The organism is Saccharopolyspora sp. NPDC000359 (assembly GCF_040300525.1).
Taxonomy (GTDB): Bacteria; Actinomycetota; Actinomycetes; order Mycobacteriales; family Pseudonocardiaceae; genus Saccharopolyspora.
On the sequence record NZ_JBEPDU010000049.1, the window covers coordinates 22,487 to 46,147 of the forward strand.

The 23,661-nt window shown below is 71.0% G+C and carries 21 protein-coding genes; 15 read left to right on the top strand and 6 right to left on the bottom strand.

The window, feature by feature from the left end; translation table 11 throughout:
• The first annotated feature begins 264 nt into the window (after positions 1-264).
• The 9 genes from ABT324_RS26490 to ABT324_RS26530 all read left to right on the top strand — a co-directional run bounded on the left by ABT324_RS26490 (position 265) and on the right by ABT324_RS26530 (position 8,991).
• Positions 265-1,737, top strand: coding sequence for a GMC oxidoreductase (locus tag ABT324_RS26490; protein ID WP_351182927.1), 1,473 nt, complete (start codon positions 265-267; stop codon positions 1,735-1,737).
• A gap of 11 nt (positions 1,738-1,748) precedes the next feature.
• Positions 1,749-2,681 carry a phosphotransferase gene (locus ABT324_RS26495; RefSeq protein ID WP_351182929.1) on the top strand — a complete coding sequence of 311 codons (933 nt, stop codon included), beginning with the start codon at positions 1,749-1,751 and terminating at the stop codon, positions 2,679-2,681.
• An 84-nt stretch (positions 2,682-2,765) separates the two neighbouring features.
• Entirely contained in the window at positions 2,766-3,782 is a 1,017-nt protein-coding gene (locus ABT324_RS26500; protein ID WP_351182931.1) for a GHMP family kinase ATP-binding protein, read from the top strand.
• Between the two features lie 17 nt (positions 3,783-3,799).
• The gene (locus ABT324_RS26505) at positions 3,800-4,600 is read left to right on the top strand and encodes a glycosyltransferase family 2 protein (RefSeq protein ID WP_351182933.1); all 801 of its coding nucleotides are present in this window, start codon (positions 3,800-3,802) and stop codon (positions 4,598-4,600) included.
• Positions 4,600-5,535: a radical SAM protein gene (locus tag ABT324_RS26510; protein ID WP_351182934.1), complete on the top strand. Its 936-nt coding sequence runs from the start codon at positions 4,600-4,602 to the stop codon at positions 5,533-5,535. The genes ABT324_RS26505 and ABT324_RS26510 overlap by 1 nt, the downstream gene beginning before the upstream one ends.
• Complete coding sequence (locus ABT324_RS26515) at positions 5,535-6,464, top strand: NAD-dependent epimerase/dehydratase family protein (RefSeq protein ID WP_351182935.1); 930 nt, start codon at positions 5,535-5,537, stop codon at positions 6,462-6,464. The genes ABT324_RS26510 and ABT324_RS26515 overlap by 1 nt, the downstream gene beginning before the upstream one ends.
• Positions 6,461-7,588, top strand: coding sequence for a DegT/DnrJ/EryC1/StrS family aminotransferase (locus tag ABT324_RS26520; protein WP_351182937.1), 1,128 nt, complete (start codon positions 6,461-6,463; stop codon positions 7,586-7,588). The genes ABT324_RS26515 and ABT324_RS26520 overlap by 4 nt, the downstream gene beginning before the upstream one ends.
• 42 nt (positions 7,589-7,630) lie before the next feature.
• A complete protein-coding gene (locus ABT324_RS26525; RefSeq protein ID WP_351182939.1) occupies positions 7,631-8,407 on the top strand; it encodes a phytanoyl-CoA dioxygenase family protein in 777 nt (258 codons plus the stop codon).
• Entirely contained in the window at positions 8,404-8,991 is a 588-nt protein-coding gene (locus tag ABT324_RS26530) for an SIS domain-containing protein (protein ID WP_351182941.1), read from the top strand. Before ABT324_RS26525 ends, ABT324_RS26530 begins: the two co-directional genes overlap by 4 nt.
• 77 nt (positions 8,992-9,068) lie before the next feature.
• Here the strand turns inward: ABT324_RS26530 and ABT324_RS26535 are convergent, their stop codons facing one another.
• On the bottom strand, positions 9,069-10,187 hold the full coding sequence (locus ABT324_RS26535; RefSeq protein ID WP_351182943.1) for a glycosyltransferase family 4 protein: 1,119 nt from the start codon (positions 10,185-10,187) through the stop codon (positions 9,069-9,071).
• A 171-nt stretch (positions 10,188-10,358) separates the two neighbouring features.
• Between ABT324_RS26535 and ABT324_RS26540 the strand changes: the two genes are divergently transcribed.
• Complete coding sequence (locus ABT324_RS26540) at positions 10,359-10,886, top strand: D-glycero-alpha-D-manno-heptose-1,7-bisphosphate 7-phosphatase (RefSeq protein ID WP_351182945.1); 528 nt, start codon at positions 10,359-10,361, stop codon at positions 10,884-10,886.
• Complete coding sequence (galE, locus tag ABT324_RS26545) at positions 10,883-11,845, top strand: UDP-glucose 4-epimerase GalE (RefSeq protein WP_351182947.1); 963 nt, start codon at positions 10,883-10,885, stop codon at positions 11,843-11,845. Before ABT324_RS26540 ends, galE begins: the two co-directional genes overlap by 4 nt.
• 5 nt (positions 11,846-11,850) lie before the next feature.
• Here galE and ABT324_RS26550 read toward each other — a convergent pair whose 3' ends face one another.
• Positions 11,851-12,819, bottom strand: coding sequence for a phosphotransferase family protein (locus tag ABT324_RS26550; RefSeq protein WP_351182949.1), 969 nt, complete (start codon positions 12,817-12,819; stop codon positions 11,851-11,853).
• 117 nt (positions 12,820-12,936) lie between these two features.
• Here ABT324_RS26550 and ABT324_RS26555 point away from each other — a divergent pair, with 117 nt between their 5' ends.
• Both ABT324_RS26555 and ABT324_RS26560 read left to right on the top strand, forming a co-directional pair.
• Positions 12,937-14,748, top strand: a complete 1,812-nt coding sequence (locus tag ABT324_RS26555) for an ABC transporter ATP-binding protein (protein ID WP_351182951.1) — start codon at positions 12,937-12,939, stop codon at positions 14,746-14,748.
• Positions 14,745-16,508 (top strand): ABC transporter ATP-binding protein, encoded by a 1,764-nt coding sequence (locus ABT324_RS26560; protein WP_351182953.1) that lies wholly within the window; start codon positions 14,745-14,747, stop codon positions 16,506-16,508. Before ABT324_RS26555 ends, ABT324_RS26560 begins: the two co-directional genes overlap by 4 nt.
• A gap of 74 nt (positions 16,509-16,582) precedes the next feature.
• Here ABT324_RS26560 and ABT324_RS26565 read toward each other — a convergent pair whose 3' ends face one another.
• Entirely contained in the window at positions 16,583-17,230 is a 648-nt protein-coding gene (locus tag ABT324_RS26565) for an HAD family hydrolase (RefSeq protein ID WP_351182955.1), read from the bottom strand.
• 20 nt (positions 17,231-17,250) lie between these two features.
• The gene (locus ABT324_RS26570) at positions 17,251-18,294 is read right to left on the bottom strand and encodes an inosamine-phosphate amidinotransferase 1 (protein ID WP_351182957.1); all 1,044 of its coding nucleotides are present in this window, start codon (positions 18,292-18,294) and stop codon (positions 17,251-17,253) included.
• Between the two features lie 196 nt (positions 18,295-18,490).
• Here ABT324_RS26570 and ABT324_RS26575 point away from each other — a divergent pair, with 196 nt between their 5' ends.
• Positions 18,491-19,297, top strand: a complete 807-nt coding sequence (locus ABT324_RS26575; protein WP_351182959.1) for an inositol monophosphatase family protein — start codon at positions 18,491-18,493, stop codon at positions 19,295-19,297.
• Between the two features lie 34 nt (positions 19,298-19,331).
• Here the strand turns inward: ABT324_RS26575 and ABT324_RS26580 are convergent, their stop codons facing one another.
• Positions 19,332-20,558, bottom strand: a complete 1,227-nt coding sequence (locus ABT324_RS26580) for an aminotransferase class I/II-fold pyridoxal phosphate-dependent enzyme (RefSeq protein WP_351182961.1) — start codon at positions 20,556-20,558, stop codon at positions 19,332-19,334.
• 191 nt (positions 20,559-20,749) lie between these two features.
• Between ABT324_RS26580 and ABT324_RS26585 the strand changes: the two genes are divergently transcribed.
• Positions 20,750-22,024 carry a DegT/DnrJ/EryC1/StrS aminotransferase family protein gene (locus ABT324_RS26585; protein ID WP_351182963.1) on the top strand — a complete coding sequence of 425 codons (1,275 nt, stop codon included), beginning with the start codon at positions 20,750-20,752 and terminating at the stop codon, positions 22,022-22,024.
• A gap of 8 nt (positions 22,025-22,032) precedes the next feature.
• Here ABT324_RS26585 and ABT324_RS26590 read toward each other — a convergent pair whose 3' ends face one another.
• A complete protein-coding gene (locus tag ABT324_RS26590) occupies positions 22,033-23,094 on the bottom strand; it encodes a ParB/RepB/Spo0J family partition protein (protein WP_351182965.1) in 1,062 nt (353 codons plus the stop codon).
• Between the last annotated feature and the right edge of the window lie 567 nt (positions 23,095-23,661).

Genomic DNA, 23,661 nt, shown 5'->3' on the forward strand with positions numbered 1-23,661 from the left:
CACCGGCTTTCGACACCATGAACTCATCCCGGAACGCGTTGTCGCGCGACGACGCGAAGAATGACGAATCGGCCGTCTGGATTCGTGTGCTCTCCGTGGATTGTGCGGTGCACCGGAAACCGCGGCAAGGTACCGGTCGAACGCCGCGACCCAATGTGGTTGGCAGTGGCGGAGTTCCGTGGAATGTTTGACTGCGTACCTTCCGCAGTCGAACGGTGCGGACGAATTCGCCATTCCGATGTCGACCCAAACGGAGCACTGCAGATGGTTGCTGAGGCGGTGGGGACCCCACGACGTGCGAGGTGCGTCGTGGTGGGTGGCGGGCTGGCCGGGCTGGAACTCGCGAAGGAGCTGACCGGCCAGGACATCGACGTGCGAGTGCTGGAGGCCGGACCGTCCGACGGCATCGAGCACGTCAACCAGGAGCACGGTGCAGCCGGGGCGCTGGAGCTGTCCTTCGACCCGGTGCGGGACAAGCACTTCCACCGTCCATGGCGCTCCGAGTCGGCTCCGCACTACACCGCGAACTCCGGGTTGCGCCGCAGGCTCGGCGGCCGGTCGCTGTACTGGCACGGAGTCGCCCTGCCGATCGAGGAGTGGGCGCTGCGCGAGCCCTGGTGGCCGCGGGAGGTCGTCGACGACCTCACCTCGTCCTGGCGTGGTGGCCCGCCGCTGTACCAGCGGCTGGCCGAGCAGCTCGGGCTGCCGGAAGTCGGGTTGCCGACGGATGACCGGCAACGGGCGGGCGCGGTGGCGGTCGGGGGCGTGGACTTCCACCGGACGCCCCGGGCGTGCGTGGTGGAGCCCGGAGGGGGTCGGAGGTGGCGCGCGTACTCCCCGCTGACCTCCTGGCCCGGCGGCGGGCAGCTGCTGAGCAGCTCCGAAGTGCTGAGGGTGGAGCTCCGCGACGGGGCGGTGTCCGGGGTGCTCTGGCGCCCCACCGGAACGGACCGCCCCGAGCGGATCGCCGCGGACGCGGTGGTCCTCTGCGCGGGGACGATCGAGAACAACCGGTTGGCGATCCAGGCGCTGGTCGAGGTGGGCCGGTTGCCGGAGCCGAAGTTGACCGGCCTCAACGACCACCTCGTGCAGGGGTTCGCGGTCAAGGTGCCCGCGCGCGTCACCGAACGCGCGGAGTTCGGCGTCGAGCCCGGTTCGTACGTGGCCCGCGCGGATGTCGGAGCGCGCTCCTACCTGCGCTTCGACGTGCACCCGACGGCGACCGGGCTGCTCCTCGACGTGCGGATGACCGGCGAGCAACTGCCGCACGAGGACAGCTACGTGCGGTGTCGACCTGAGCCGCGCTACCCGTGGCGGACCTGGGTGCGCTCTGGCCTCTCGGCAGCAGACCGCGAGGTGGTCGACGGGCAGCGCGCCGCGCTGGACGCCTTCTGGGCGGAGCTGGCGCACCAGCTGGGACTGCCCGCGGCAGCGCTGGAGTTCGGCGACTTCGACCGGCCGGAGCGGGACAACACGTTCCTGCTGCCCCAGACCTTCGACCCCGTCCCGGAGCTGGCCCCGGTGACGTGGACGAGCCTGCTGGGCACCGAGGACCACGAAGGCGGTGGCCTGGCGATCGGCGAGGTGCTGGACCCCTCGCACGAATTCCGCGCGGTGCCCGGGCTCTACGCCGCCGGGCCAGCAACGTTCCCGCGCGCCGGCGCGGCGAACCCGTCGTTGACCACGCTGGCGCTCGCGCACCGGTTGGCCGGTGTGCTCGCCGAGCGGTACGGCTGAGGGGACTTGTCATGCTCACCAGGAACTCGTCGGTCCACCCCGCCGAACTGCTCGCCCTGGCGGCCGAGCAGTTCGGCGTCCGGGCCCCGGCCGCGGAGTTCGTCCCGCGCGGCGAGGACAGCTGGGCCTACCGGATCGGCCCGCTGTGGGTCAGCGTCCGCCGTGACCTCGACGGGCACCACCCGGCGGCCTACGAGGCGGCCTGGCAGCTGCACCAGGCGGGCCTCGAGTTCGTCGTGGCACCGCTGGCCGGGGCGGACGGTCGGGTGGTCCACCACGTGGGCGGCCACCCCGTGGTCGTCTTCCCGCACCTGGATGCCGTCGCGCTGCCCACCAGTGCCGCCGACCTCGACGGCCACCGGAGCCAGGTGCAGGACATGGTGGGACTGCTGCACCGGAGCACGGTCGACGCCGATCTGCCGTTGCCCCGCGAGGACTTCACGCTGCCCTTCGCCGAGCGGATGGACCGGGCTCTCCGCGCGGCCACCGGCGAAATGCCCTCGCGAGGTCCTTACGGCAATGCCGTGCGCGAGGTGGTGCTGCGCAATCACCACGCCCTCGAATCGGTCCGCCGCACCGTCACCGAGGTCGGGGAGAGCTGCGCCGGGGCGGGGGTGGCTCCGGTGCTGACGCACGGGGATCCCAGCCCGGACAACGTCATCGTGCACCGCGGCCGGTTGTTCGTGGTGGACTGGGGAGGTCTGACGTGGGCCCCGCCGGAACGGGACTGGTACAACGTGGCGCGCACCTTCGGTTCGGCACCGCCCGGACGGGACGACGTCGTTGATTTCTACCGCATCCGCCGGATACTGTCCGAAATCACGGAGTACGTGGGAAGATTCGCACACCCGCATTCTGGCGACGCCGACGACCAGGCCATGTGGCGGCGGCTGTCGCACAACATCGTCCTCCTGCAGCGCGAAGTGGGCGCGGCAGTCGGGTAGGCCTGGAATTCCTGTCGACCGCGCGGAGAAGGAATTGCGGTACGTCGTGGAACGGTACTGAAAACATGTGCTAGCGGGGAAATCATGGGACGTCTCGAGGAAGACGAACAGCGCTTCGTGATCGCACGCGCGCCGCTGCGCATTTCCCTGGCGGGCGGCGGCACCGATGTGCTCAGCTACGCGCGCCGGTGGGGCGGCCTGGTGCTCGGCGCCGCGATCGACCGATACGTCGGCGTCGCGGTCTACCCGCGCGAGTTCCACCGGCGGGTGCGGATCGCCACGGACACCTGCGTGCTCTGCGAGCACCCGAGCGACCACCTCGATCCGATGATCGGCGCCTGCCTGGCGGAGGTCGGCACGGACCAGGGCCTGCAGTTCGCCACCTTCGGGGACGCACCGAGCGGCCGCGGACTGGGCGGGTCGGGTGCTTTCACGGTCGCGGCCGTGCACGCCACCGGGCACGGGGAAGGGCTCAGCGCCGCCGAACTCGCCGAACGGGCGAGTGCCATCGAGATCTCCGGCCTCGGCAGGTCGGTGGGCAAGCAGGACCACTACCTGGCGGCCTACGGTGGCCTGCGCGTCCTGCACTTCCCGCCCGACGGGCACACCGTCGTCGAGACCCCGTCCTTCGAACCCGGCGTCGTCGCGGAACTGGAGCACCGGCTGCTGCTCTTCGACTCGGGAACGGCGCGCGACGCCGGTGAGGTGCTCGCCGAGCAGAACCTGGGGACCATCCGCGGCGACGCGGCCGTCATCAGCCACCTGCACGGGATCCGCCGCATCGCGACCGAGGCCATCGACTGCCTGAACCGCGGTGACGTGGCCGCCATCGGTGAGCTCATCGCCGAGCACTGGTCGTTGAAGGCCAAGCTCGGCGCACGAGTCTCCACGGCCCGAGCCGAACAACTGCTGCGCACCGCCCAGGACGCCGGTGGTGGGGGCGGGAAGCTGCTCGGCTCGGGTGGCGGTGGGTTCCTGCTCATCTACTGCGAACCCGCGCACCACCAGGAACTCCGGCGCGCCATGGCCGAGGCGGGCAGCACGGAACTCACCTTCCGGTTCACCACCTCCGGCAGCCAGGTCGCCGAACTCCCGCTCTGAAACGGAGGAGCTCCCCCATGCTGGTCACCGTCGTCACCATCACCCGGACCCGGCCCGAGCTGCTGGCACGGGCGATGGAGTCGGTGCAGGAGCAGGACCTGGACCGCCCCTTCGAGCACCTGGTCGTCGTCGACGCCTGCCCGGACAGCTACCGGATGCTGGCCGCCCGGTCGTGGCCGGACCGCACCAGGTGGCTGGTGGTGTCGCGGACCAGCACCGAGCGCTCCGGACCGGGGCGGTCCTCGGTGCTGCGGAACATGGCGGTGCGCATCAGCGACGCCCGGTGGATCGCCTTCATCGACGACGACAACGAGTGGGAACCCGACCACCTGAGCAGCCTCGTGGCGTGCGCGGAGCGCACCGGCTCCCGCGCCGTGCACTCGCACCTGCAGATGCGGTACCGCGACGGCCGCCCGTACCTGGAGCAGCGCGATCCCTGGATCCGCGACCCGGCCGCGGCCGCGGCCCACCACGCCGACCTCGTGCGCAAGGGCGTCGTGGTCCCCGGCTCGTGCGTCTGGCGCGACCGGCTCGACCCGCCGGGGACCGCCGACCCCGTGGTCTCGGTGGACACCGGCGAGTGGCTGCTCGCCCGCGACCTGCTGCTCGAGGTCCCCTTCTGCGAGACGTTCACCGCCCGCGACGCGGCCAACGCGATCGGCGAGGACGACAAGCTGGCCGCGGCGCTGCACGAGCGCGGCGAACCGGTCGCCAGCAGTGGTCGGCCCACGCTGATCTACCACCTGGGCGGCTACTCCAACGATGTGTCCGAGCCCTTTGATCCGACGTTCTCGTGGTCGACGGAAGGTGACGCGTGATGGCTTATGACGTGATCGGCGGGAAGGTGGTCACCCCGGAGGGGATCGAGCTCAACGTGACCTACCACTGCAACCTGGGCTGCGCTTCGTGCAGCCACCTGTCGCCGCTGTTCCGGCGCACCAACGCCGACCCGGCGGCCGCGGCCGCCGACCTCGCGCTGCTGAGCCGCTCCTTCCAGGCGCAGTTCGTCAAGGTGCTCGGCGGTGAGCCGCTGCTGCACCCGGAGCTGCTCACCATCCTGGCCGCGGTGCGCGAGTCCGGGATCGCGCCGAAGATCCTGCTGTGCACCAACGGGATCCTGCTGCCTCGGATGTCCGAGGAGTTCTGGGCGGCGGTCGACGAGGTCGAGGTCTCGGTCTACCCCGGCCGGGAGCTCTCCCCGGACGACGCGCGGCTGGTCCGGCAGCGGGCCGAGCGGTCGGGGACCGAGCTGCGGGTCGAGCACTACTCCTACTTCCGGTACTCCTACTCCGAGGTCGGCACCGACGACCCGGAACTGGTCTCGGAGATCTACTCGACCTGCCAGATCGCCCACGTCTGGCGGTGCCACACCGTGTTCGAGGGGTACTTCTTCAAGTGCCCGCAGTCGGTCTTCCTGCCGCGCGCGATCGGGAGCCCGGCCGACCCCTGGGCGGACGGGCTGGAGATCGAGCAGGGCCCGGGGTTCGTCGACCGGCTGCTGGCCTACCTGCGCTCCAGCGAACCCCTCGCGGCGTGCCGGAACTGCCTGGGCAGCGCCGGGCTGCGGACCCAGCACCGGCAGCTCAAGCGCAAGGAGTTCCGCGAACCCCAGAACCGGTCCACTGAGGACCTGGTCGACCGGGAGTTCCTCGCGCTGCTCGGGCGGCGGCCCGACGCCGACGACGGCTGCACCTCCACCGACCTGTTCAGCGGGCACCGCCCGCTGCTGCCCACCTCGCGAGAGGAGAACTGATGCGCTGCCTGGTCACCGGGGGCTCCGGCTTCATCGGCGGACACGTCGCCCAGCGCTTCCGCGACGAGGGCTGGGAAGTCCTGGTCCTCGACAGCCAGTGGAGCCCGGCTGACGCCTTCCCCGGCGTGGCGGTGGACATCACCGACGAAGCGGCCGTGGCGGCGGTCTTCGCCGACTGGCGGCCCGACGTGGTGGCGCACCTGGCCGGGGTGGCCGATGCCCGGTCGGTGCTCGCGGAACCGGTCCCGGCGATGCACGTCAACGTCACCGGGACGACCGCGGTGCTGGCGGCGGCCACCCGCGCCCGGACCTCGCGGGTGGTCATCGCGGGCAGCTGCTGGGTCTACAACGCGATGCCGGTCGATGCCGTCGACGAGGACGAGCCGTTCCTGCCGTCCGGTGCCGGGCACCCCTACACCACGTCGATGATCACCAAGGAGTTCCTGGCCAGGGATTTCGCCCGCCTCCACGGGCTGGAGTCCACAGTGCTCCGGTACAGCCCCATCTACGGGCCCGGCATGTGGCCGGGGCTGGTGGTCTCGGCGTTCCTGCGCGCGGCGGCGAGTGGTGGGCCGCTGGTGGTCTACGGCGACGGGACCGAGCGGCGGGCGTTCCTGCACACCGCGGACCTCGCCGACGCGTTCTTCAGAGCGGTCCGACCGGCGGCGGCGAACCAGGTGTTCAACCTGGAGGGTCCCGAGATCGTCACGACCGGGGAACTGGCGCAACGGGTTTCGGCGCTGTTCGGCGGCGTCCCGATCGAGCACCGGGAGGAACCGGCGCGGCGCGGCGAACTGGTCTACTCGCAGCGCTTCGTCTCGACGGAGAAGGCCCGGCGACTGCTCGGCTGGGAGCCGCGGATCACCTTGGCCGACGGGCTGCGCGCCGAGCTCGCCGCGATGCGCGGAGCGGGGGAGGAGGTCGGATGAGAAGGGTTGACCCGGTCCAGCTCGACTTCACCGCCCAGGACATCGACGGGATCCTCACCGCGATCCGGTCCTCACTGTCCACCGGCCAGCTCGCCCAGGGCGAGCAGGTGGCGGCGTTCGAGGCGGAGTTCGCGGCGTGCACCGGCGCGCGCAACGCGGTCGCGGTCGCTTCCGGCACCGCTGCCCTGGTGTGCGGGCTGCGCGCGATCGCTGGCCAGCAGGAGGGTGAAGTCCTCGTCGCCGCCAACACCTTCTACGCCTCGGCCGCCGCTCCACTGCTCGCCGGGCTGCGCACCCGCCTGGTGGACGTCGACGCGGCGACCTTCGCGCCGTCAGTGGCCGATCTGGACGCCGCGCTGACGTCGGAGACGATCGGGGTGATGCTGGTGCACACCGGGGGCATCATCTCGCCGGCCACCCCCGAGATCGCCCAGTGGTGCGACCGGCACGGGCTGTGGCTGCTGGAGGACTGCGCCCACGCGCACGGGAGCCGGATGGGTGGCCAGCACGCTGGCACCTTCGGTGCCGCCGGGGCGTTCTCCTTCTTCGCCACGAAGGTGATCACCTCGGCCGAGGGCGGCATGGTGATCACCGACGACGACGAGCTGGCCCAGCGGCTGCGCGTGCACCGGAACCTGGGCAAGCCGGAGCTCTGGCGGAGCTACCACACGGTGCTGGGTGAGAACGCCCGGATGAGCGAGCTGCACGCCGCGGTCGGCAGGGCGCAACTGGCCCGGCTCGACGAGTTCGTGGCCACCCGGGCACGGCTCGCCCGACGCTACACCAGCGCGCTCGCCGAGCTGCCCGCGGTCAGCCCCGTCCTGCCGGACCACGACCCGGCGAGCTGGTACAAGTACATCGTCCTGCTCGATCCCCACGTGGACAGGCGCGCGCTCAAGGCGGCTCTGGCCGAGCGCGGGGTGCGCCTCGGCGGCGAGGTCTACGAGCTGCCGCTGCACCGGCAGCCGGTGTTCGCCGAGCGGCTTCCAGCAGGGGAGTTTCCGGTGTCCGAGCAGGTGTGCGGACGGCACGTGTGCCTGCCGCTGCACACCGGGATGGGGGACGACGACGTCGACTTCGTGGTGGCGCAACTCGCGAGGACTTCGGCGGAGATGAGCCGGTAAGCAGCCGAGGACGTGCGCGTCCGAGCAGGGAGGCAGGGTGACATGTCAGCGTTGACCGACGAACAGCTCTACATCTTCGACACCACGGGCTTCTACGTCTTCCGGAACCTCTTCTCCGCGGCGGAGGTGGCGCGGATGCGGGCGGAGCTGGACCGGCTCTCGGCGGGGAGCAGCGGTTTCACCAACACCGACCGCTACCAGGACCTCTGCGGGGACAGCGAGCTCTTCTACGACCTGGCCCGCGACGAGCGGCTGGTGGGAAAGGTGCGCGCAGTCGTGAACCAGCCGCTGCGCATCCTGGAGGGCTACGGCCTGCGGCGCGGGCCGGACAGCGTGCTCTACATGCACGGGGGCTACGGCGAGCTGCTCGACCTCGACGGCGGGAGCGTGGGCCGAGACCTGTCCATCATGCACACCTACCACGACGGGAAGCTGCACTGCAGCTACGTGAAGGCGCTGGTCTACCTCAGCGACATCAGGCAGCAGGACGACGGTTCGTTCTGCTACGTGCAGGGCTCGCACAAGGCGAACTTCCCGCTGCTGCGCTCGCGCTTCGCCAACGGCAACCGGTCCTCGATCATCGACGAGGGCTTCCCGACGTTGGCCGACGTGCACGTCCAAGCCGGGGACGTCCTGCTGCTCAACGAGGCGCTGATGCACGGGACCCGGCGCAAGCGCACCGGGGGTGACCGGGTGCTGCTCGCCTTCGGCTACGGGCCGACCTACCTGGCGGACTGGCAGGAGCTGGACGGCGAGACCCACGATCTGCGCGGCCTCGGCTACGTCGATCACGATGTCGAGGAGGATTTCATCGGATGAACCGGACCGGCGTCAGCGACCTGCGGGATTCGTGGGAGGAGTACGTCCAGGCCTCGGCGGGCTGCCTGCCCAGGATGTCCGGCCAGATCGAGCAGCTGGTCCTCGAACTCGACGACCTGCGCCACCGGGGGGCCACGCTCTACCTGGCCGGCAACGGCGGGAGCGCGTCGGCGGCCTCGCACCTGGCGCAGGACTTGTTGAAGGGCACGGCAGCCCCGGGCAATCCGCCGATTCGCGCGCTCTCGCTCACCGACAACCTCTCCATGCTCACCGCCTACGCGAACGACCTCGGCTACGACCGGGTGTTCGTCGAACCGCTCAAGGTGATGGCGAAGTTCGGCGACCGGCTGCTGGTGATCAGCTGCTCGGGCAGCAGTCCCAACGTGGTGGCCGCGGTGCGGTACGCGCGGGATGTCGGCCTGGGGGTCATCGCGGTCACCGCCGGTGACGGCGGGAGCCTCCGGGCGATGGCCGACATCGAGGTCAACGTGCCGACCAAGGACGTGGGCCTGGCCGAGGCGGTGCACGCGGTGGTGTTCCACTTCGTCACCCAGGCCCTGCACGACCGCCCGGGCTTGCGGTGACCGATGCCCGGGTGCGGCGAGCGGATGACCGGCCGAGGTGCCCGCCATCCGCTCGTCGTGCCAACCGGGCTGCCGGGTCAGGGCACCAGCGCGGCGAGCTGCTGCACGAGCAGCGCGATGGGTTCCGGGGGGATCTGCGTGCGGACCTGCTGCGCCGCCCGCCGGCCGATCTGCTGCCACTCGTCCCGCCGCGCCCACGCGCGTTCCATGGCTTCGTCGAGGCACGCCGCCACCGGGGCCGCCGCGACGAACCCCGTTTCGCCGTCGGTGAGCAGTTCGGCGTTGCCGGCCACATCGCTGACGATCACCGGGCGACCGCAGAGCATCGCTTCGATGATGACCGTGGGCAGGCCCTCGGCCCGCGAGCACAGCACGAGCGCGTGGTGGTCGCGCCAGATGCCCTCGACATCGGTGGTGTAGCCGGCGAACTCGACGTTGGCCAGCCCGAGCTCCGCGCGCAGCGCCCGAAGGACCCGCTCGTGCGGACCCGCGCCGAACAGCGACACCGACAGCTCGCGACCGCGCCACTTGGGATCGGCGAGCACCTCGAACAGGACGTCCTGGCCCTTGCAGGTCGGGTCCAGCCTCGCCGGGCACGCCAACCGGAACGGGGGCCCCGCGGCGGGCCATTCCGGATTAGCGTCGTAGGGGACCTTGAAGTGGCAGCGCACGACCCGGCTGTTGGCGATGCGACCACCCACCTGCCGCTCGGTGAGCCGCCGGTTCCCCTCCGAGACGAAGAACGAGGCCAGGGCGCCGTCGTAAGCCGCCGCCAACCGTTCGGCGACGCTGTCGACGCACCATTCGAAGTCGGCTGCTGAATTGCTGTAGGCGACGTACGGGAAACCCTGCCGGCGGCATTCCTCCATCCAACCGAGGCCTTCGTAGTTGTCACCCTGGGAAACGACGACCAGGTCCGGCTGGACCGATTTCAGGGTGCTCTCCTCGTATTCGGTCCACGGCAGTTCGTACGGTTCCCGGTGCGGCGCATCCGGGGCTTCCCAGCGCCGGTGCACGATGCACCCGGCCTTCTCCGCGGCGGCCAGTTCACCCGGCACCGGATCCCAACCCTTGACGCTGGCGTGCAATTCCGCCCCGAGCGAGATCCAGTGCTGAACCGCCAGTGCCCAGTTGGTCTCGCTCGGACCCCAGGGCGCGGATTCGTTGGCTGACACGAACAGGATTACCGGACTCATGTGGCGAGCCTCCGTGGTCGGATCGTGTTCCGCTGAAAGCTAACCCATCCGGTGTTGCGGGCGCTATTGCGGTTTCGAACGTGGGCGCACTGGTCCATTCCCGCACCGGGGTGGTTCAATTCAAACCCGCCAGCGGTCCCCTTTCGGAATCGAGGATGTGCCGTGGCTCGCATGCGCACCGTTTTCGTCGACCGGGACGGCACGCTCAACCGGAAAGCCCCGCCCGGGCAGTACGTGACCCGCTGGCAGGACCTGGTCCTGCTGCCCGGGGTCGCGCAGGCGGTCCGCCGCCTCAACCGCTCGGGGCGGCAGGTGATCGTGGTGACCAACCAGCGCGGGGTGGCCCGCGGGCTGATGTCGCAGGCCAGCCTGGACGCCGTCCACCACCGGTTGCGGGAGCTGGTCGGGCAGCAGGGGGCGAGGTTGGACGCCATCTACTGCTGCGCGCACGCGGCGGGGCGGTGCGGCTGCCGCAAGCCGCAGCCCGGGATGCTGCTGGCCGCTGCCGCGGACCGCCCGGGCGTGGACCTGGCCGACGCGGTGCTCATCGGTGATGCCGAAACGGATGTCGCGGCGGGTCGAGCCGCCGGGGTGCGGACGGTGCGGCTGGCGGCGGCGGGCACCCGCTCGGCGGCGGACCACGTGGTCCGGGACCTGCCGCAGGCAGTGGAGTGGATCTTGTGCGGAGGTGCGGGGTGAAGTTGCTGATCACCGGCGGTGCCGGGTACATCGGGAGCGTGGTCGCCGACCGGCTGCTGGCCGACGGCCACCAGGTCGTCGTCGTGGACGACCTCTCCAGCGGTCACTGGGACGCGGTGCCCGCCGCGGCGGAGCTGGTCGTCGGCGGCATGGCCGCGGCGGCGGAACTGCTGGTCGACGACGAGCGGTTCGACGGGGTGGTCCACCTGGCCGCCAGGTCGTTGATCGACCACTCGGTCAGCTCGCCGGAGACCTACTGGCAGGGCAACACCGTGGAGACGCTCCACCTGCTGGGTGCGATGCGGGTGGCCGAGGTCCCACGCCTGGTCTTCTCGTCCACGGCGGCGACCTACGGTCAGCCCGAGCAGCTCCCGATCGCCGAGCACGCGCCCACCACGCCGACGAATCCCTACGGTGCCTCCAAGCTCGCCGCCGACCTGGCGATCAGCGCCTACGCCCGGGCCTACTCGATCGGCGCCGTCAGCCTGCGGTACTTCAACGTCGCTGGCGCGGTGGGCAGGTTCGGTGAACGGCACGATCCCGAGACGCACCTGATCCCGCTCGCCCTGGACGCGGCGCTCGGGCTGCGGCCCGAAATCGAGGTGTTCGGCGCCGACTACGCCACGGCGGACGGCAGCTGCGTGCGCGACTTCATCCACGTGGCCGACATCGCGGACGCGCACGTGGCCGCGCTGGCCTCGGCCGAACCCGGCACGCACCAGATCTACAACCTGGGCAACGGAACCGGTTTCACGGTGCTGGAGGTTTTGGGCGCGGTGGAGGAGGTCACCGGGCGCGCGGTGCCGAGGAGGATCGGTGCCCGGCGCCCAGGCGACCCCGAGACGCTGATCGCGTCGAACCAGCTGGTCCGCACGGCGCTCGGCTGGTCACCGGCGCGGTCGACGCTGCAGGAGATGATCGAGGACGCCTACCGCTTCCGGACCGAGCAGTGCCGGTGACCAGTTCACCGCTCGACGGCCCACAGCCGGTCGGCGAGTTCGGCCAGGTCGTCGACACCGGTCAGGTCGACCGGCGTCTCCTCGAACACCTCGAAGTCGTGCAGGAAGGTGAACGCCAGCATCTCTCGCGGGAACGTGGGCGAGACCCGCCAGCCCGCGCCGTCCAGCGCTGCCGCGAGCAGCTCCCGGTCGGCGCCGAAGGTGTTGAGATGCAGCTGGACCAGGCCGTAGCGGAAGTCCCCGGCGTAGACGTCGTTGAAGTCGACCAGTCCGGTGACCGCTTCGCGTTCCGGGCTGACGAAGATGTTGTTGGCGTGCAGGTCCCCGTGCACGAATTCGGGTGTTCCGCTGTTGAGGAGGTCGGCGATGTCGGGTAGGAATGCGTCGACGGCGTCGATGAGCCGGGGGGACAGGTACTTCCACTCGCGGTGGTCGGCGACCGTGGCCGCTTTTCGCTCGAGCAGCAGTTCGCTGAACACGGTCGAGGAGGGGTGCAGTACCTCACCACCGATGAGGGGGACCCGCCGCAGTTGCCCCATCAGTTCCCCGATCTGCCGGGCCAGCGCGAGTTCGGTGTCCCGGTCGATTTCCGCGGTGGCCCGTCGCCAGGGTTCGCCCTCGGCGGCCGACAACACCAGGAACGGCCACGTCCAGCCGGTGGCGTCCGGCAGGAGTTCGCCCCGACCGAGCAGCGCCGGAACGGGGAGGCCGTGCCCGTCGAGAACCCGGTAGGCTTCGAGCTCGTATCCGAGGCTGCTCGGTCCGCACCAGAATTCCGCGTACAACTTCACCACGAGACCGTTGTCCCCGACGAACACGGGATTGGTGCTCTCGCCGGGACTACGCAGCGATTTCGGCTGCGGGAACCCGAGCGAATCCAGACCACGCCGCACCCATGGTTCCCAGAATTCGAGGTCATTTCGCCGAGCGGCATATGACTCGTCCGAGGTGATTTCTCCGAGGCTGGGGAACATGACCCGAGCATAGTGGAATTCCGCGTTATCGTCGTGCTCCGACCACCGCGTGCGCGGCCGTGCTGGCGGCCCACGCCAGCCGCCGCACCCATCGAGATCACGAGAGGACCTCCTGCCATGAGCTCCGATGTCGGGTCCCGCGCGCGGCGCTCGACCGCTCGCACCGCCAGGCGGCTCGCGCCGTACCTGCGGCCAGTTCGGTGGTCGGCGATCGCGGCCGTGCTGGCCACCGTCGGCGCGATGCTGAGCGGGTTGACGATCCCGCTGGTCATCCAGCAGATCATCGACGGGCCGCTGGCCAGTGGCGAACCCACCGCGCTGCCGTGGCTGCTCGGGCTGCTGGCCGCGCTCGGGTGCGCGGAAGCAGTGATGTTCTTCCTCCGGAGGAAGCTGACCGCGGGATCCACCGCGCTGGTGGAGGCGGACCTGCGCGCCGACTTCTACCACCACCTGCAGCGGTTGCCGGTGACGTTCCACGACCGCCAGCAGACCGGGCAGCTGCTGTCGCGGGCCGTCGACGACCTGGTCCTGCTGCGCAAGTACCTGGCCTTCGCGGCGGTCTTCCTGCTGGTCAACTCGATCACCCTGGTGGTTGGGCTGGTGGTCCTGTGGTTCCTGTCCACCGCCATGGCCCTGGTGGCGCTGTGCGTGGCGGTGCCGGTGCTGGCGTCGTCGTTCCTCTACGAGGTGAAGTACAAGGCGGTGGCGCTGGAAGTCCAGCAGCGGTCGGGTGATCTGACCACCACGATCGAGGAATCGATGCTGGGCATCAAAGCGGTCAAGGCCTTCGGCCAGTCCCGGCACCGGGTGGCGCTGTTCACCCGGCAGGCCGCGCAGTTGCGGGGCAGCGAGATCCGGGCACTGCGGATCGTCGGTGCGGTGTCCACGGTCCTGCTGCTGCTGCCCGAACTGGGCATCGCCGGGCAGCTGGCCGTCGGCGCGGTCGGACTGTCCCAGGGCGAGCTGACCATCGGGGCGCTGGTCGCCTGCATCACGGTGTCGACCTACCTGCGGTGGCCCACCGAATGCATCGGCTGGGCGCTGGCGGAGACCAGCGTCGCCGCTGCCGCCTGCGAGCGGCACTTCGAGGTCCGGGACGTCCCGGCGGCCCTGACCGAAGCCGCGCGGCCGAGTCGGTTGCCGCAGCCGGTGCGCGGGCACCTCCGCTTCGAGGGCGTGACCCTGGAGTCCGGCGACGGGGCGGCGCCGCTGCTGCGCGGCGTGGACCTGGAGGTGCAGTCTGGCGAGACCCTCGCGCTGCTCGGTGCCGCCGGATCGGGCAAGACCACGCTCGCCGCGTTGGTGCCCAGGCTGCTCGACCCCACCGCGGGACGGGTGCTGCTCGACGGGGTGGACATCCGCGAGCTCGCGCTGGACGAGTTGCGGACGGCGGTGGCGATCGCCTTCGACGAACCGATGCTGCGCTCGGGCACGGTCCGGGACAACGTCTCGCTCGGCGCCGCCGGGGTGTCCGATCAGGACGTCAGCCGAGCGCTGCGCACCGCGCAGGCCGCCGGGTTCGTCGAGGCGCTCCCGCGCGGTCTGGACACCGAGATCGGTGAGCAGGGCATGAGCCTGTCCGGCGGGCAGCGGCAGCGGATCGCCCTGGCCCGCGCCATCGTCCGGCGACCGGCGGTGCTCGTGCTCGACGACCCGATGTCGGCACTGGACGTGCGGACGGCGAACCTGCTCGAGGACTCGCTGCGGGCGGACCTGCCCGGTGTCACCAAGCTCATCGTGGTCCGGCGGCCCAACTCGGTGCGCCGCTCCGAACGCGTCGCGCTGCTGGTCGACGGCCGCATCGACGCCGTCGGCCCGCACGAGGAACTGCTCGCGTCGAGCGCGCGCTACCGGTCCACCCTGCAGGCCCTGGAACGGCCGGGTGCATCCCGGCTCGGTCTCGTGGAGAAGGAGCGAAGCCGGTCATGAGCGATCCCGGTTGGACCCAAACCCGGTTGCTGGTCTCGTTGCTGCGGCCGCGCGCGGTGCTGTCGCTGGTGGCCCTGCTGATCCTGCTGGCGGAGAACGCCGCGCAGCTGGCCGGGCCGCTGCTGATCGCGACGGCGATCGACCGGGGCCTGCCCGCCGCGCTGTCCGGCCAGCCGGCGGTGATGGTCTGGTGCGTGGTGGGCTACTTCGGCTGCGGTGCGCTGTCCGCGCTGGCCAGGTACTGCTTCTTCCGGCTGTCCGGCCGGATCGGCCAGGACGTCGTCATGGACCTGCGGACCAGGATCTTCCGGCACGCCCACGTGCTGTCGGTCTCCGCGCACGAGCGCCGCGGGTCCGGATCGGTGATCACCCGCCTGACCTCGGACGTGCACGCGGTGAACGACCTGATCGAAACCGGTCTGGACGGCCTGCTGACCTCGCTGCTGTCGGTCGCCGCCATCGGGTTCCTCATGCTGTGGCTGGACCTGCCGCTCGGGCTGGTCGTCTTCGCGGGATTCGTGCCGATCGCCCTGCTGACCCGCTGGTACCGGCACCGCTCGCAGCACGCGTACCGGACGGCCCGCACGACGGTCGCGTCGATCGTCGGGCACGTCGCCGAGACGATGAACACCATGCGCGTCATGCAGGCCTGCCGCAGCGAACGGGCCGACGCGGCGAAGCTGGGCGAGCTCAACGGCGAGCTCCGCCGCAAGAACACTGCGGCGCTGGACATTGTGGCCAGGTACATGTCGGCGGTGCGCCTGTGCGGCAACCTCTCGCTCTGCGTGGTGCTGGCACTGGGCGCGTGGCGGGTCATGGACGGCAGCCTGCAGCTGGGCGTGCTGGCGGCCTTCGTGCTGTACCTGCGCCGGTTCTACGACCCGCTGGACGAGCTGGCGACCTTCACCGACCGCTACTCGACGGCGAGCGTGGCGCTGGAGCGGATCACCGAGTTCCTGCGGGAACGACCCGAGGTTCCGGAACCGCGCGCACCGCAGGACTGGCAGCCGAACCCGGCTGCGGGTGCGGAGATCTCGCTGCGGCACGTCAGCTTCCGCTACGCGGCGGACGCGCCGGAGGTCTTCGACGACCTGACGCTCGTGGTACCGGCCGGTCAGACGGTTGCGCTGGTCGGCAGCACGGGGGCCGGCAAGTCCACGCTGGCCAAGCTGATCGCCCGCTTCTACGACCCGGTGGCGGGCGTGGTCGCGGTGGACGGGGTGGATCTGCGCCAGGTGCGCGACGCGGACCTGCGCAAGCACCTGATCATGGTGCCGCAGGAGAACTTCCTGTTCACCGGGACCGTCGCGGACAACATCGCGCTGGGCCGACCGGAGGCCGGTCGCGCGGAGGTCGAGCATGCCGCTCGGTGCGTGGGCGCGCACGAGTTCATCGCCGAGCTGCCCTCCGGCTACGACACGCAGGTCCAGCGCGGGGGCAGTCGGCTCTCCGCCGGGCAGCGGCAGCTGGTGGCCATCGCCAGGGTGTTCCTCGCGGACCCGGCGGTGCTGGTGCTCGACGAAGCGACGTCGCAGGTCGACCTCGTGTCCGAGCAACGGGTGCAGGAGGCCCTGCGCAGGTTGCTCCGCGACCGCACCGCGGTGGTGATCGCGCACCGCCTGTCGACGGTGATGAGCGCCGACCGCGTGCTCGTGCTGGACAAGGGCAGGATCGTCGAGGACACCACCCCGGAGGCCGCGCTCACCGGCAGCGGTCACTTCGCCGACCTGCACCGGATGTGGGAGCGCCCGCAGCTCTGACCAGGGCGCCGAACAGCAACGCCGCCGCGCACTCGGACGTGCGCGGCGGCGTGTTCCTGCTGCGGCTCACCGCATCATGACCGGCTCGCGACCGGGGCGCCGGTGCCGAGCACCGCGGCGCGCAGCTGCTCGCCCAGCGCGGCCGGGTCGGTCACGTGCAACGTGCGCATGCCGAGGTCGGCCGCGACCTGCAACACGGTGCTGCGATCGTCGACGAGCAGCGTTTCGGCAGGCGGCACGGGGCACTGCCCGGCCAGCTCGGTGAAGTACGACGCGGTCGGCTTGACCTCGCCCAGCTGCCACGAGGAGAAGCGGCGGTCGAACAGCCCGAAGTGGCCGAACCTGCCGTCCTTGAGCCGGTCCCAGTGCTCCGGCTCGTTGTTCGTCATCGCGACCAGCAGCCGCGGCCGCACCCGCCGGAGCTGCTCTACCGCGGTGAAGCTCGCCCGGTGGCAGCGCACGCTCCCGAGGAAGGTGGTGTCCAGCCACCGGGCGTCGAACTCCTGGGCCGCCGGGGCAGCTCCGCCCTGGAGGATCTCGCGGAAGACCTCGTGCACGTGGCACCGGCCGCTCTCGTAGTCCGGCGCGCGCCGGAGGATCCGCGCGACCAGCTCGGCGCAGTCCAGGCCGTGCCGCCGGGCCAGTTCGGCCGCGAAGCCCGAGTCCTCGATGACGTTGTTGAACAGCACGCCACCGGCGTCGACGAACACTGCGCTGATCATGGTGGCCTCCCGGCCCGGCGTCAGGGCCGGTAGGTCTCCAGCACCCCGGTCCGGCGGATGTCCAGGGTGGCGCAGTGGAACCCGCCGCCGAGCGTGCGCGCGTGCGTCAGCTGCAGCGGCAGGACGTCGATCCCGTTGCGCTCCAGCAGCCGGATGAGCGGGACCTGGCGCTTGTCGACCACCGCGAGGCCGGGCCGCACGACGAGCAGGTTCATGCCGATCCAGATCGAGCAGTGCGGGTGCTCGCCGGTGAAGCCGATGTCGACCAGTTCCGGGCAGATGAGCTGCTTCCAGCCCCGGAGGAAGCCGGGCAGGTTGTCGTCGTTGACCCGCTCCGGGTTGAGCAGCACCACGCCCGGGGCCAGCGCGACGATGGTGGAGTCCACGTGGGTCGAGGCGTAGAGGTCCCGGCAGGGGTGCACCGCGTAGGAGTCGCCGAGGGCGGCCTGCAGCCAGCGCCAGCCGAGCTCGTTGCCGCTGTCGGAGACCAGGTACAGCACATCGGTCCCGAACCGCAGGACGTTCGCCGCGTCGAAGACGGGCTCGTGGTTGCGCAGCCGCTGCCCGGCCGGGGCCGCCGGGTCGTACATCTCGTCGGTGAGCCTCGGCTTGGGCGCCGAAATCCACTTGCTGCCGCTGGCGAAGTACTCCAGCAGCAGGTCCTTGTAGGCGAGGGATTCCAGGAACCGCGCGCGCAGCGCCATCGGTGTTTCGATCACGGTCTGCCCGATGGCCAGCAGCCCGTCGCGCGGGCAGTAGTCGTGGAAGCCGTCGGTCTGCCAGTCGGGGGTGGCGATCACGGAGGTGTGGTCGCGCTCGGCGGGGCGCCGGACGACCACGCCCAGCTTGCGTAGCTCCTCGGCGAGGATGTCGAGCTCCTCGGCGGTCTCCTCGAGGACGCGGTCCGGGTACTGGCCGGACGGCACCAGGTCCTGGCTGCCGCGCTCGGCGTACTCGACGGCGAACACGCTCCGGTCGGCCACCGGAACACGGGCCCCGGTGGCGGTTCCGATGATGATCTCCTCGAGCGGATCCCATTCGTTGTGCACATCGACCAGGCTCATCGTTCCCCTTTTTTCGGTGGGGGTTCATCGGTGCACCGCGCGCCTGTTCGGCGATTTCGCGGGAAAGTGGTTCTGGTCAGGTCCTTCAGCGGTGTTAACGGATCGGAAGGTACGGTTGCCCCGACTACCCGTCAAGCGCGAACTCGAATTCGTCGCGGGCGGCGGTCGGAAACCGGTTGTCGGTTATCGTCCGGGCATGTCGAAAATGGCGGACCTCGAGTTGGCGCACCACCTCGCCGACGTTGCCTCCGACATCGCGCTTGGCTGGTGGGGCAGCGGTGTCCCGGCCCTCGCCAAACCGGACGGCAGCCCGGTGTCGGAAGCCGACCTCGCGGTCGAGGCGGCGCTGCTCGACGTGCTGGCGGTCGAGCGCCCGGGCGATTCGGTGCTGACCGAGGAGAGCGGCGAGCACCCGGGGTCCGGCCGCAGGTGGATCCTGGACCCGATCGACGGGACGGCTCCGTTCCTGGCGCACGGGCGCGCGTGGGGCACGCACATCGCGCTCGAGGTGGATTCGGTGCTCACCATCGGGATCATCACGCGACCGACCGAGCGGAAGCGGTGGTGGGCCTCGCGCGGCAACGGGGCCCACGTCTCAGCGGCCGGGTCCCGGTGGCCTCGGACGCGCGCCGTGCGGGTGTCCGAGGCGGCGTCGTTGGGTGCGGCCAGGATCGGCGGGTTCCTGGAGCCGCGGTCGGCGGTCGCGCCTGCGGTGGCCGGTGCCGCGGAATGGGTGGCCGACGCGGTGTGCCTGCTCGGCGACCTGGCCGAGGCCCGCGTCGAGGCGGCGGTGGACGAGGGCGGTTCGCTCTGGGACCGCGCCCCCGGCGTGCTGATCGTCCAGGAGGCCGGTGGCCGGGTCACCGACCTGTCCGGCGGGCGGGAGTGGGCGGACCCGGTCCTGGTGTACTCGAACGGGCTGGTCCATGACGAGCTGCTCGAACTGCTGCGCGCGGCTCGCGTCCCGCGGGCCGGGACGCGACCAACCGGCCCGTTCGACTGACGAATCGCGGCAGTCGAACGAGGACGGACCCGGGCTAGCCCCCGGTCACCGCCGCGACGAAGGTGTCCGCCGCGACCTCGATCTCGGCCGCGCTGCTGCGGAGGGCAACACCGAAGCCAGCACCGAGGTAGCTGTCCGAAACCCCGGTGGACACGGCGATCGCGCGGCTCAGGATGTCGTCGGTCCGCGGGAGGGCTCCGGCGGCGAACCGCTGCGCACCCGCCGCGCCGTCGCGGGTGCGGAACGGTGCGGTGGAGAGGTCTCCGCGCCCGAATGCGGTCAGCGCCGGGATGCCGCCGTAGTAGTGCCTCGGGGAGTTGATCAGCGTCTTGGTGCCGAGGCGTCCAGCGACGTCCGCGGCGTGCTGCGGGCTGTCGAAGAGGTAGACCGCGACTGTGCCGCAGGCCCCTTCGTCGTCGTGCAGCCTGCGCTGCTGCACTCCTGGCAGGGAGCCGATCCGGCGCACGAGCGTGCGGTTGATGGTGCGCACCCGGTCCAGGATCAGGTCCAGCTTGTGCAGCTGCGCGAGGGCCACGGCGGCGTTGAGCTCGCTGAGCCCGAGGTTCAGGCCGAGCAGGAGGTCGCCGTCGCCATCGTCGTCGCGGTAGGGGAACCAGCCCTGGTCGTGGTAGGAGTAGGCGCGCTGGAAGGTGCGCTGGTCGTCGGTGAGCAGGAAACCCCCGTCCAGCGCGGTGAACACCTTGAAGTGGTTCAGCGAGAACGTCCCGACCTCGCCGAGGGTGCCGAGCGGTCGGCCCCGGTAGGTCGCGCCCGCGCTCTGCGCGCAGTCCTCCAGCAGGTGCAGCCCGTGCCGCTCGGCGAGTGCACCGAGCGCTGCCATGTCCGAGGGCGCCCCGAGCATGTGCACCGGCATGATCGCCTTCGTCCGGGGGGTGATGCGCCGCTCGACATCGTTCGGGTCGAGGGTCAGCGACTCGTCGACCTCGGCGAGCACCGGGTCCGCCCCGCTGTGCACGACGGCGGCGATCGAAGCCACGAACATGTAGCCGGGCACGATGACCTCGTCGCCGGGGCCGATGCCGAGCGCGGCGAGCGCGGTGAGCAGCGCCGAGGTACCGCTGTTGACCGCGAGGCAGTGCCGGGATCCGAACCGGTCGGCCACCGCGCTCTCGAAGCTGCGCACCATCCGCCCCTCGCCGGGGTCGTCGAAGGTGTTCCGGCGGTCGTGCCAGTCGTCGAGCACACGGAGCACGTTCTCGCGTTCTTCGGTTCCGATGAACCCGAAACCCGGACCAGGCATCGTCACTCCTCCAGGATTTTGGAATTTCGTGCGGTTCGGCGACCATCCCATTAACGCACCGCTGATCGTGGTGGCGTCAAGCTGTCGCGCACGACCTCGATCAGTCCTCGAGGTCCTGCTAATTTCCTCCCGGAATGGTTTTCCTTCCTTCTCCGGTCGTGCGCGGAATTGTGGTCGGGAGTGGAGTGGACATGATTGCGAGACTGGCCATCCATGGCGGGGAACCCGTGGCGCGGCGAGCGTGGCCCCGCTGGCCCGCGCCGGGGCGCCGGGCCCTGCGGGAGCTGGCGCAGGTGCTGCACAGCGGGAGGTGGACGATCAGCACGCCCTACCGCGGCCGGGAGTCCGTCGAGCAGCGCTTCGCGCACGCTTTCGCGGCGTACTGCGGTGCCGAGCACTGCGTGCCCACGGCGACCGGGACCGCCAGCCTGAGCATCGCGCTGGAGGCCTGCGGGGTGGGTGCCGGGGACGAGGTGATCGTCCCCGGGCTGAGCTGGGTGGCCTCGGCGTCGGCGGTCCTGGGCGTCGGCGCCGTGCCGGTGCTCGTCGACGTCGACCCCGGTTCGTTCTGCCTGGACCCGGCAGCTGCCGAAGCGGCGATCACCGACCGGACCCGGGCGATCAGCGTGGTGCACGTCTACTCGGCGATCGCGGAGGTGGCGGCACTGGCCGCGATCGCCGACCGCCACGGCATCCCGCTGGTGGAGGACTGCGCGCACGCGCACGGCGCCAGGTACCGCGGGCGCTCGGTCGGCCTGTCCGGCAGCGCGGGCACTTTCAGCATGCAGGGGAGCAAGTTGCTGACCTCGGGCGAGGGCGGCGCGCTGATCACCCGGGACGCCGGGATCGCGCGCCGCGCCGAGCACCTGCGCGCCGACGGGCGGGTGCTCAGCCGCGAACCGGTCGGCACCGGCGACATGGAGCTGGTCGAGACGGCGGAGGTCATGGGGGCCAACGCGTGCCTGTCGGAGTTCCACGCCGCGGTCCTGCTGGACCAGCTGGAGTTGTTGGAGGCGCACAACGAGGTGCGCAGGCGAGCCGCGGACCACCTCGACGACCGGCTGACCGGGTTGGGGTGCACCGTGCAGTCGACGGCACCGGGAACGACGGCGCGCACCTACTACCGCTACGCGGTGCGGGTCCCGGGGGAGCTGCTGGCCATCGCGCCGCTCGACCGGATCGCCGAGGCCCTCACCGCGGAGCTCGGGTTCCCGGTCCAGCGGACGTACCGGCCGCTCAACGACAACCCGTTGCACCGGCCGAGCTCGCGTCGGCGGTTCGCGGCCGACGCGAGCTACCTGGAGCGGGTGGAACCGTCGAGGTTCCCGCTGCCGGTTACCCGGCTCGTGCACGACAGCACGCTGACCTTCGGGCACGAAGTGCTGCTGTCCGACGTCGACGGGGCTGAGCACATCGCCCGGGCCTTCGAGAAGGTGGTGGCCAACGTTCGGCTCCTGGGGGAGTGAGCCGCGGCTCAGCGCGGCGCGGGCAGGCCGCTGGCGGTGTCCGGCAGCACCCGGGACTTCGCCTGCTCGGCGAGGTGCTGCCAGTGCCGCACGCAGTCCTCCGCCAGGTGGGCGATCACGTTCGCCTGGTGCGCGGGGATCGTCTCGGCCACCGTTGGCCACTCCACATCGGACGCCAGGGTGAGGTGGAAGAGGCGCAGCAGCAACCGGCCCGGTCCGGAGAACCGCAGCGACGGGTCGTTCTGCAGATTGCGCAGGATCGTCGCCGCGCTCATCCGCGGCCTGTCGTCGGCCTCCTCCGGCGCCCGCCCGGGCCGGGGCTCAGCGGGTGGTGCGGCGGCGGAGCCCTGCCAGCTGGTGCAGCTGGTGCGCTGGCTGGGCAGGACCGGGTCCTCGCCGCACTTGAGGCGCCTGCGCACGTCCAGCACGGTGCTCACGGAGATGCCGGCGGCCTGGGCGACCTGGCGGAGGGAGAGGCCGGGGTGCTGCCGGATGAACTCGGCGGCCCGCCTACGGCCCTCGGCGGTGTTGAGCGGTCGCTCGCGCCCGTCCAGCCCGACGCGGTGCGCGAGCTGCCGCCCGCCCGGCGTCTTGGCCCGGATGGAGGCCACGCTCTTGGCGGAGATCCCGGTGACCCGGCCCACCGCGCGATCGGACCAGTGCGGGTGCGAGGACATGATGCGCCGCGCGGCGGCGGCGCGTTCGGCGAAGGACAGCGGCAGGCCGTGGCTGATGTTGGCCTGCACGGCGAGGACGAAGGCGTCGTGCGCGTTGCCGGTGAAGAACCGGACGTCGATCTCCCGCTGGCCGCGGGCGCGCGCGGCGTGCAGCCGGTGCATCCCGTCGATGACCCGCATGGTCTCGCGGTGCACGATTATGGGGGGCAGTTCTTCCTCCGATTCGGCGAGCAGGTTCACGTGCTCGGCGTTCTCCCCGGCCAGTCGCGGTGAATCCGCCGGGACGAGGTTGGAAATTGCTATTCTGGTGACTTCGGTCGAGTGGTGGTCCGCGGAATCCCAGTTCCGATCGGTTTCCCCGCGGGTCGCGGATGGGTGGTGTTCCCGGGTCATCGTCGAGCGCTCCCTGGGTCTCGATGAATCAGGTGGTGTCCGCCCCTGCCGAGCAGTGCCGAGAAGTCGACCGAATGCGCCGCTGGGTCTCGGCGCTCCGGGGTCGAGGGTGCGAGGCGGCCATCCGGTCCCGGGGCGAGCTGACCTGACGCGCCTGGTCACCGGGCGATCGGGAGGCTTGGCGACGGGGCCCGGGCCTCCTTCCAGCGTCGGGACGTCGCACCCGGCCGGGGCTGCCTTGATCAAGATGGCACAGCCGGTCCCGCTACTGCAACTGATTGGCAATTGCAGCATTCGGAATACCCGGTTGGAGCAGGGTTCGCCGGTGCGAAGTTCGATTGTTCAACTTTCGGCGGCAGGGGAGGAGCTGGTGCGGAACTGCGTGCGACGTCGGTTCTCCCGATCCGGTCGGCGATTCCGCGGCAATGCTTTGACGCTTTCCGGAAATTGCCAGCGATGAACCTTGACACGCGTTCCCAGGCCCGTGGAAAGTGGCTCATCGCCGAGCGGTGCGCAACGCCGCTCCCACCGTCCACCGCTGCCGGGCCCGGCTGGTCCGAGGTGCCG

What these genes read in the sequence shown, in the direction of transcription:
- ABT324_RS26555 (WP_351182951.1), top strand. Translation starts at nt 12,937, where the DNA reads ATGAGCTCCGATGTCGGGTCCCGCGCGCGGCGCTCGACCGCTCGCACC.
- ABT324_RS26530 (WP_351182941.1), top strand. Translation starts at nt 8,404, where the DNA reads ATGAACCGGACCGGCGTCAGCGACCTGCGGGATTCGTGGGAGGAGTAC.
- ABT324_RS26570 (WP_351182957.1), bottom strand. Translation starts at nt 18,294, where the DNA reads ATGAGCCTGGTCGATGTGCACAACGAATGGGATCCGCTCGAGGAGATC.
- ABT324_RS26510 (WP_351182934.1), top strand. Translation starts at nt 4,600, where the DNA reads ATGGCTTATGACGTGATCGGCGGGAAGGTGGTCACCCCGGAGGGGATC.
- ABT324_RS26490 (WP_351182927.1), top strand. Translation starts at nt 265, where the DNA reads ATGGTTGCTGAGGCGGTGGGGACCCCACGACGTGCGAGGTGCGTCGTG.
- ABT324_RS26550 (WP_351182949.1), bottom strand. Translation starts at nt 12,819, where the DNA reads ATGTTCCCCAGCCTCGGAGAAATCACCTCGGACGAGTCATATGCCGCT.
- ABT324_RS26590 (WP_351182965.1), bottom strand. Translation starts at nt 23,094, where the DNA reads ATGACCCGGGAACACCACCCATCCGCGACCCGCGGGGAAACCGATCGG.
- ABT324_RS26505 (WP_351182933.1), top strand. Translation starts at nt 3,800, where the DNA reads ATGCTGGTCACCGTCGTCACCATCACCCGGACCCGGCCCGAGCTGCTG.
- ABT324_RS26540 (WP_351182945.1), top strand. Translation starts at nt 10,359, where the DNA reads ATGCGCACCGTTTTCGTCGACCGGGACGGCACGCTCAACCGGAAAGCC.
- ABT324_RS26580 (WP_351182961.1), bottom strand. Translation starts at nt 20,558, where the DNA reads ATGCCTGGTCCGGGTTTCGGGTTCATCGGAACCGAAGAACGCGAGAAC.
- ABT324_RS26525 (WP_351182939.1), top strand. Translation starts at nt 7,631, where the DNA reads ATGTCAGCGTTGACCGACGAACAGCTCTACATCTTCGACACCACGGGC.
- ABT324_RS26520 (WP_351182937.1), top strand. Translation starts at nt 6,461, where the DNA reads ATGAGAAGGGTTGACCCGGTCCAGCTCGACTTCACCGCCCAGGACATC.
- ABT324_RS26495 (WP_351182929.1), top strand. Translation starts at nt 1,749, where the DNA reads ATGCTCACCAGGAACTCGTCGGTCCACCCCGCCGAACTGCTCGCCCTG.
- ABT324_RS26565 (WP_351182955.1), bottom strand. Translation starts at nt 17,230, where the DNA reads ATGATCAGCGCAGTGTTCGTCGACGCCGGTGGCGTGCTGTTCAACAAC.
- ABT324_RS26575 (WP_351182959.1), top strand. Translation starts at nt 18,491, where the DNA reads ATGTCGAAAATGGCGGACCTCGAGTTGGCGCACCACCTCGCCGACGTT.
- ABT324_RS26585 (WP_351182963.1), top strand. Translation starts at nt 20,750, where the DNA reads ATGATTGCGAGACTGGCCATCCATGGCGGGGAACCCGTGGCGCGGCGA.
- ABT324_RS26500 (WP_351182931.1), top strand. Translation starts at nt 2,766, where the DNA reads ATGGGACGTCTCGAGGAAGACGAACAGCGCTTCGTGATCGCACGCGCG.
- ABT324_RS26515 (WP_351182935.1), top strand. Translation starts at nt 5,535, where the DNA reads ATGCGCTGCCTGGTCACCGGGGGCTCCGGCTTCATCGGCGGACACGTC.
- ABT324_RS26560 (WP_351182953.1), top strand. Translation starts at nt 14,745, where the DNA reads ATGAGCGATCCCGGTTGGACCCAAACCCGGTTGCTGGTCTCGTTGCTG.
- ABT324_RS26535 (WP_351182943.1), bottom strand. Translation starts at nt 10,187, where the DNA reads ATGAGTCCGGTAATCCTGTTCGTGTCAGCCAACGAATCCGCGCCCTGG.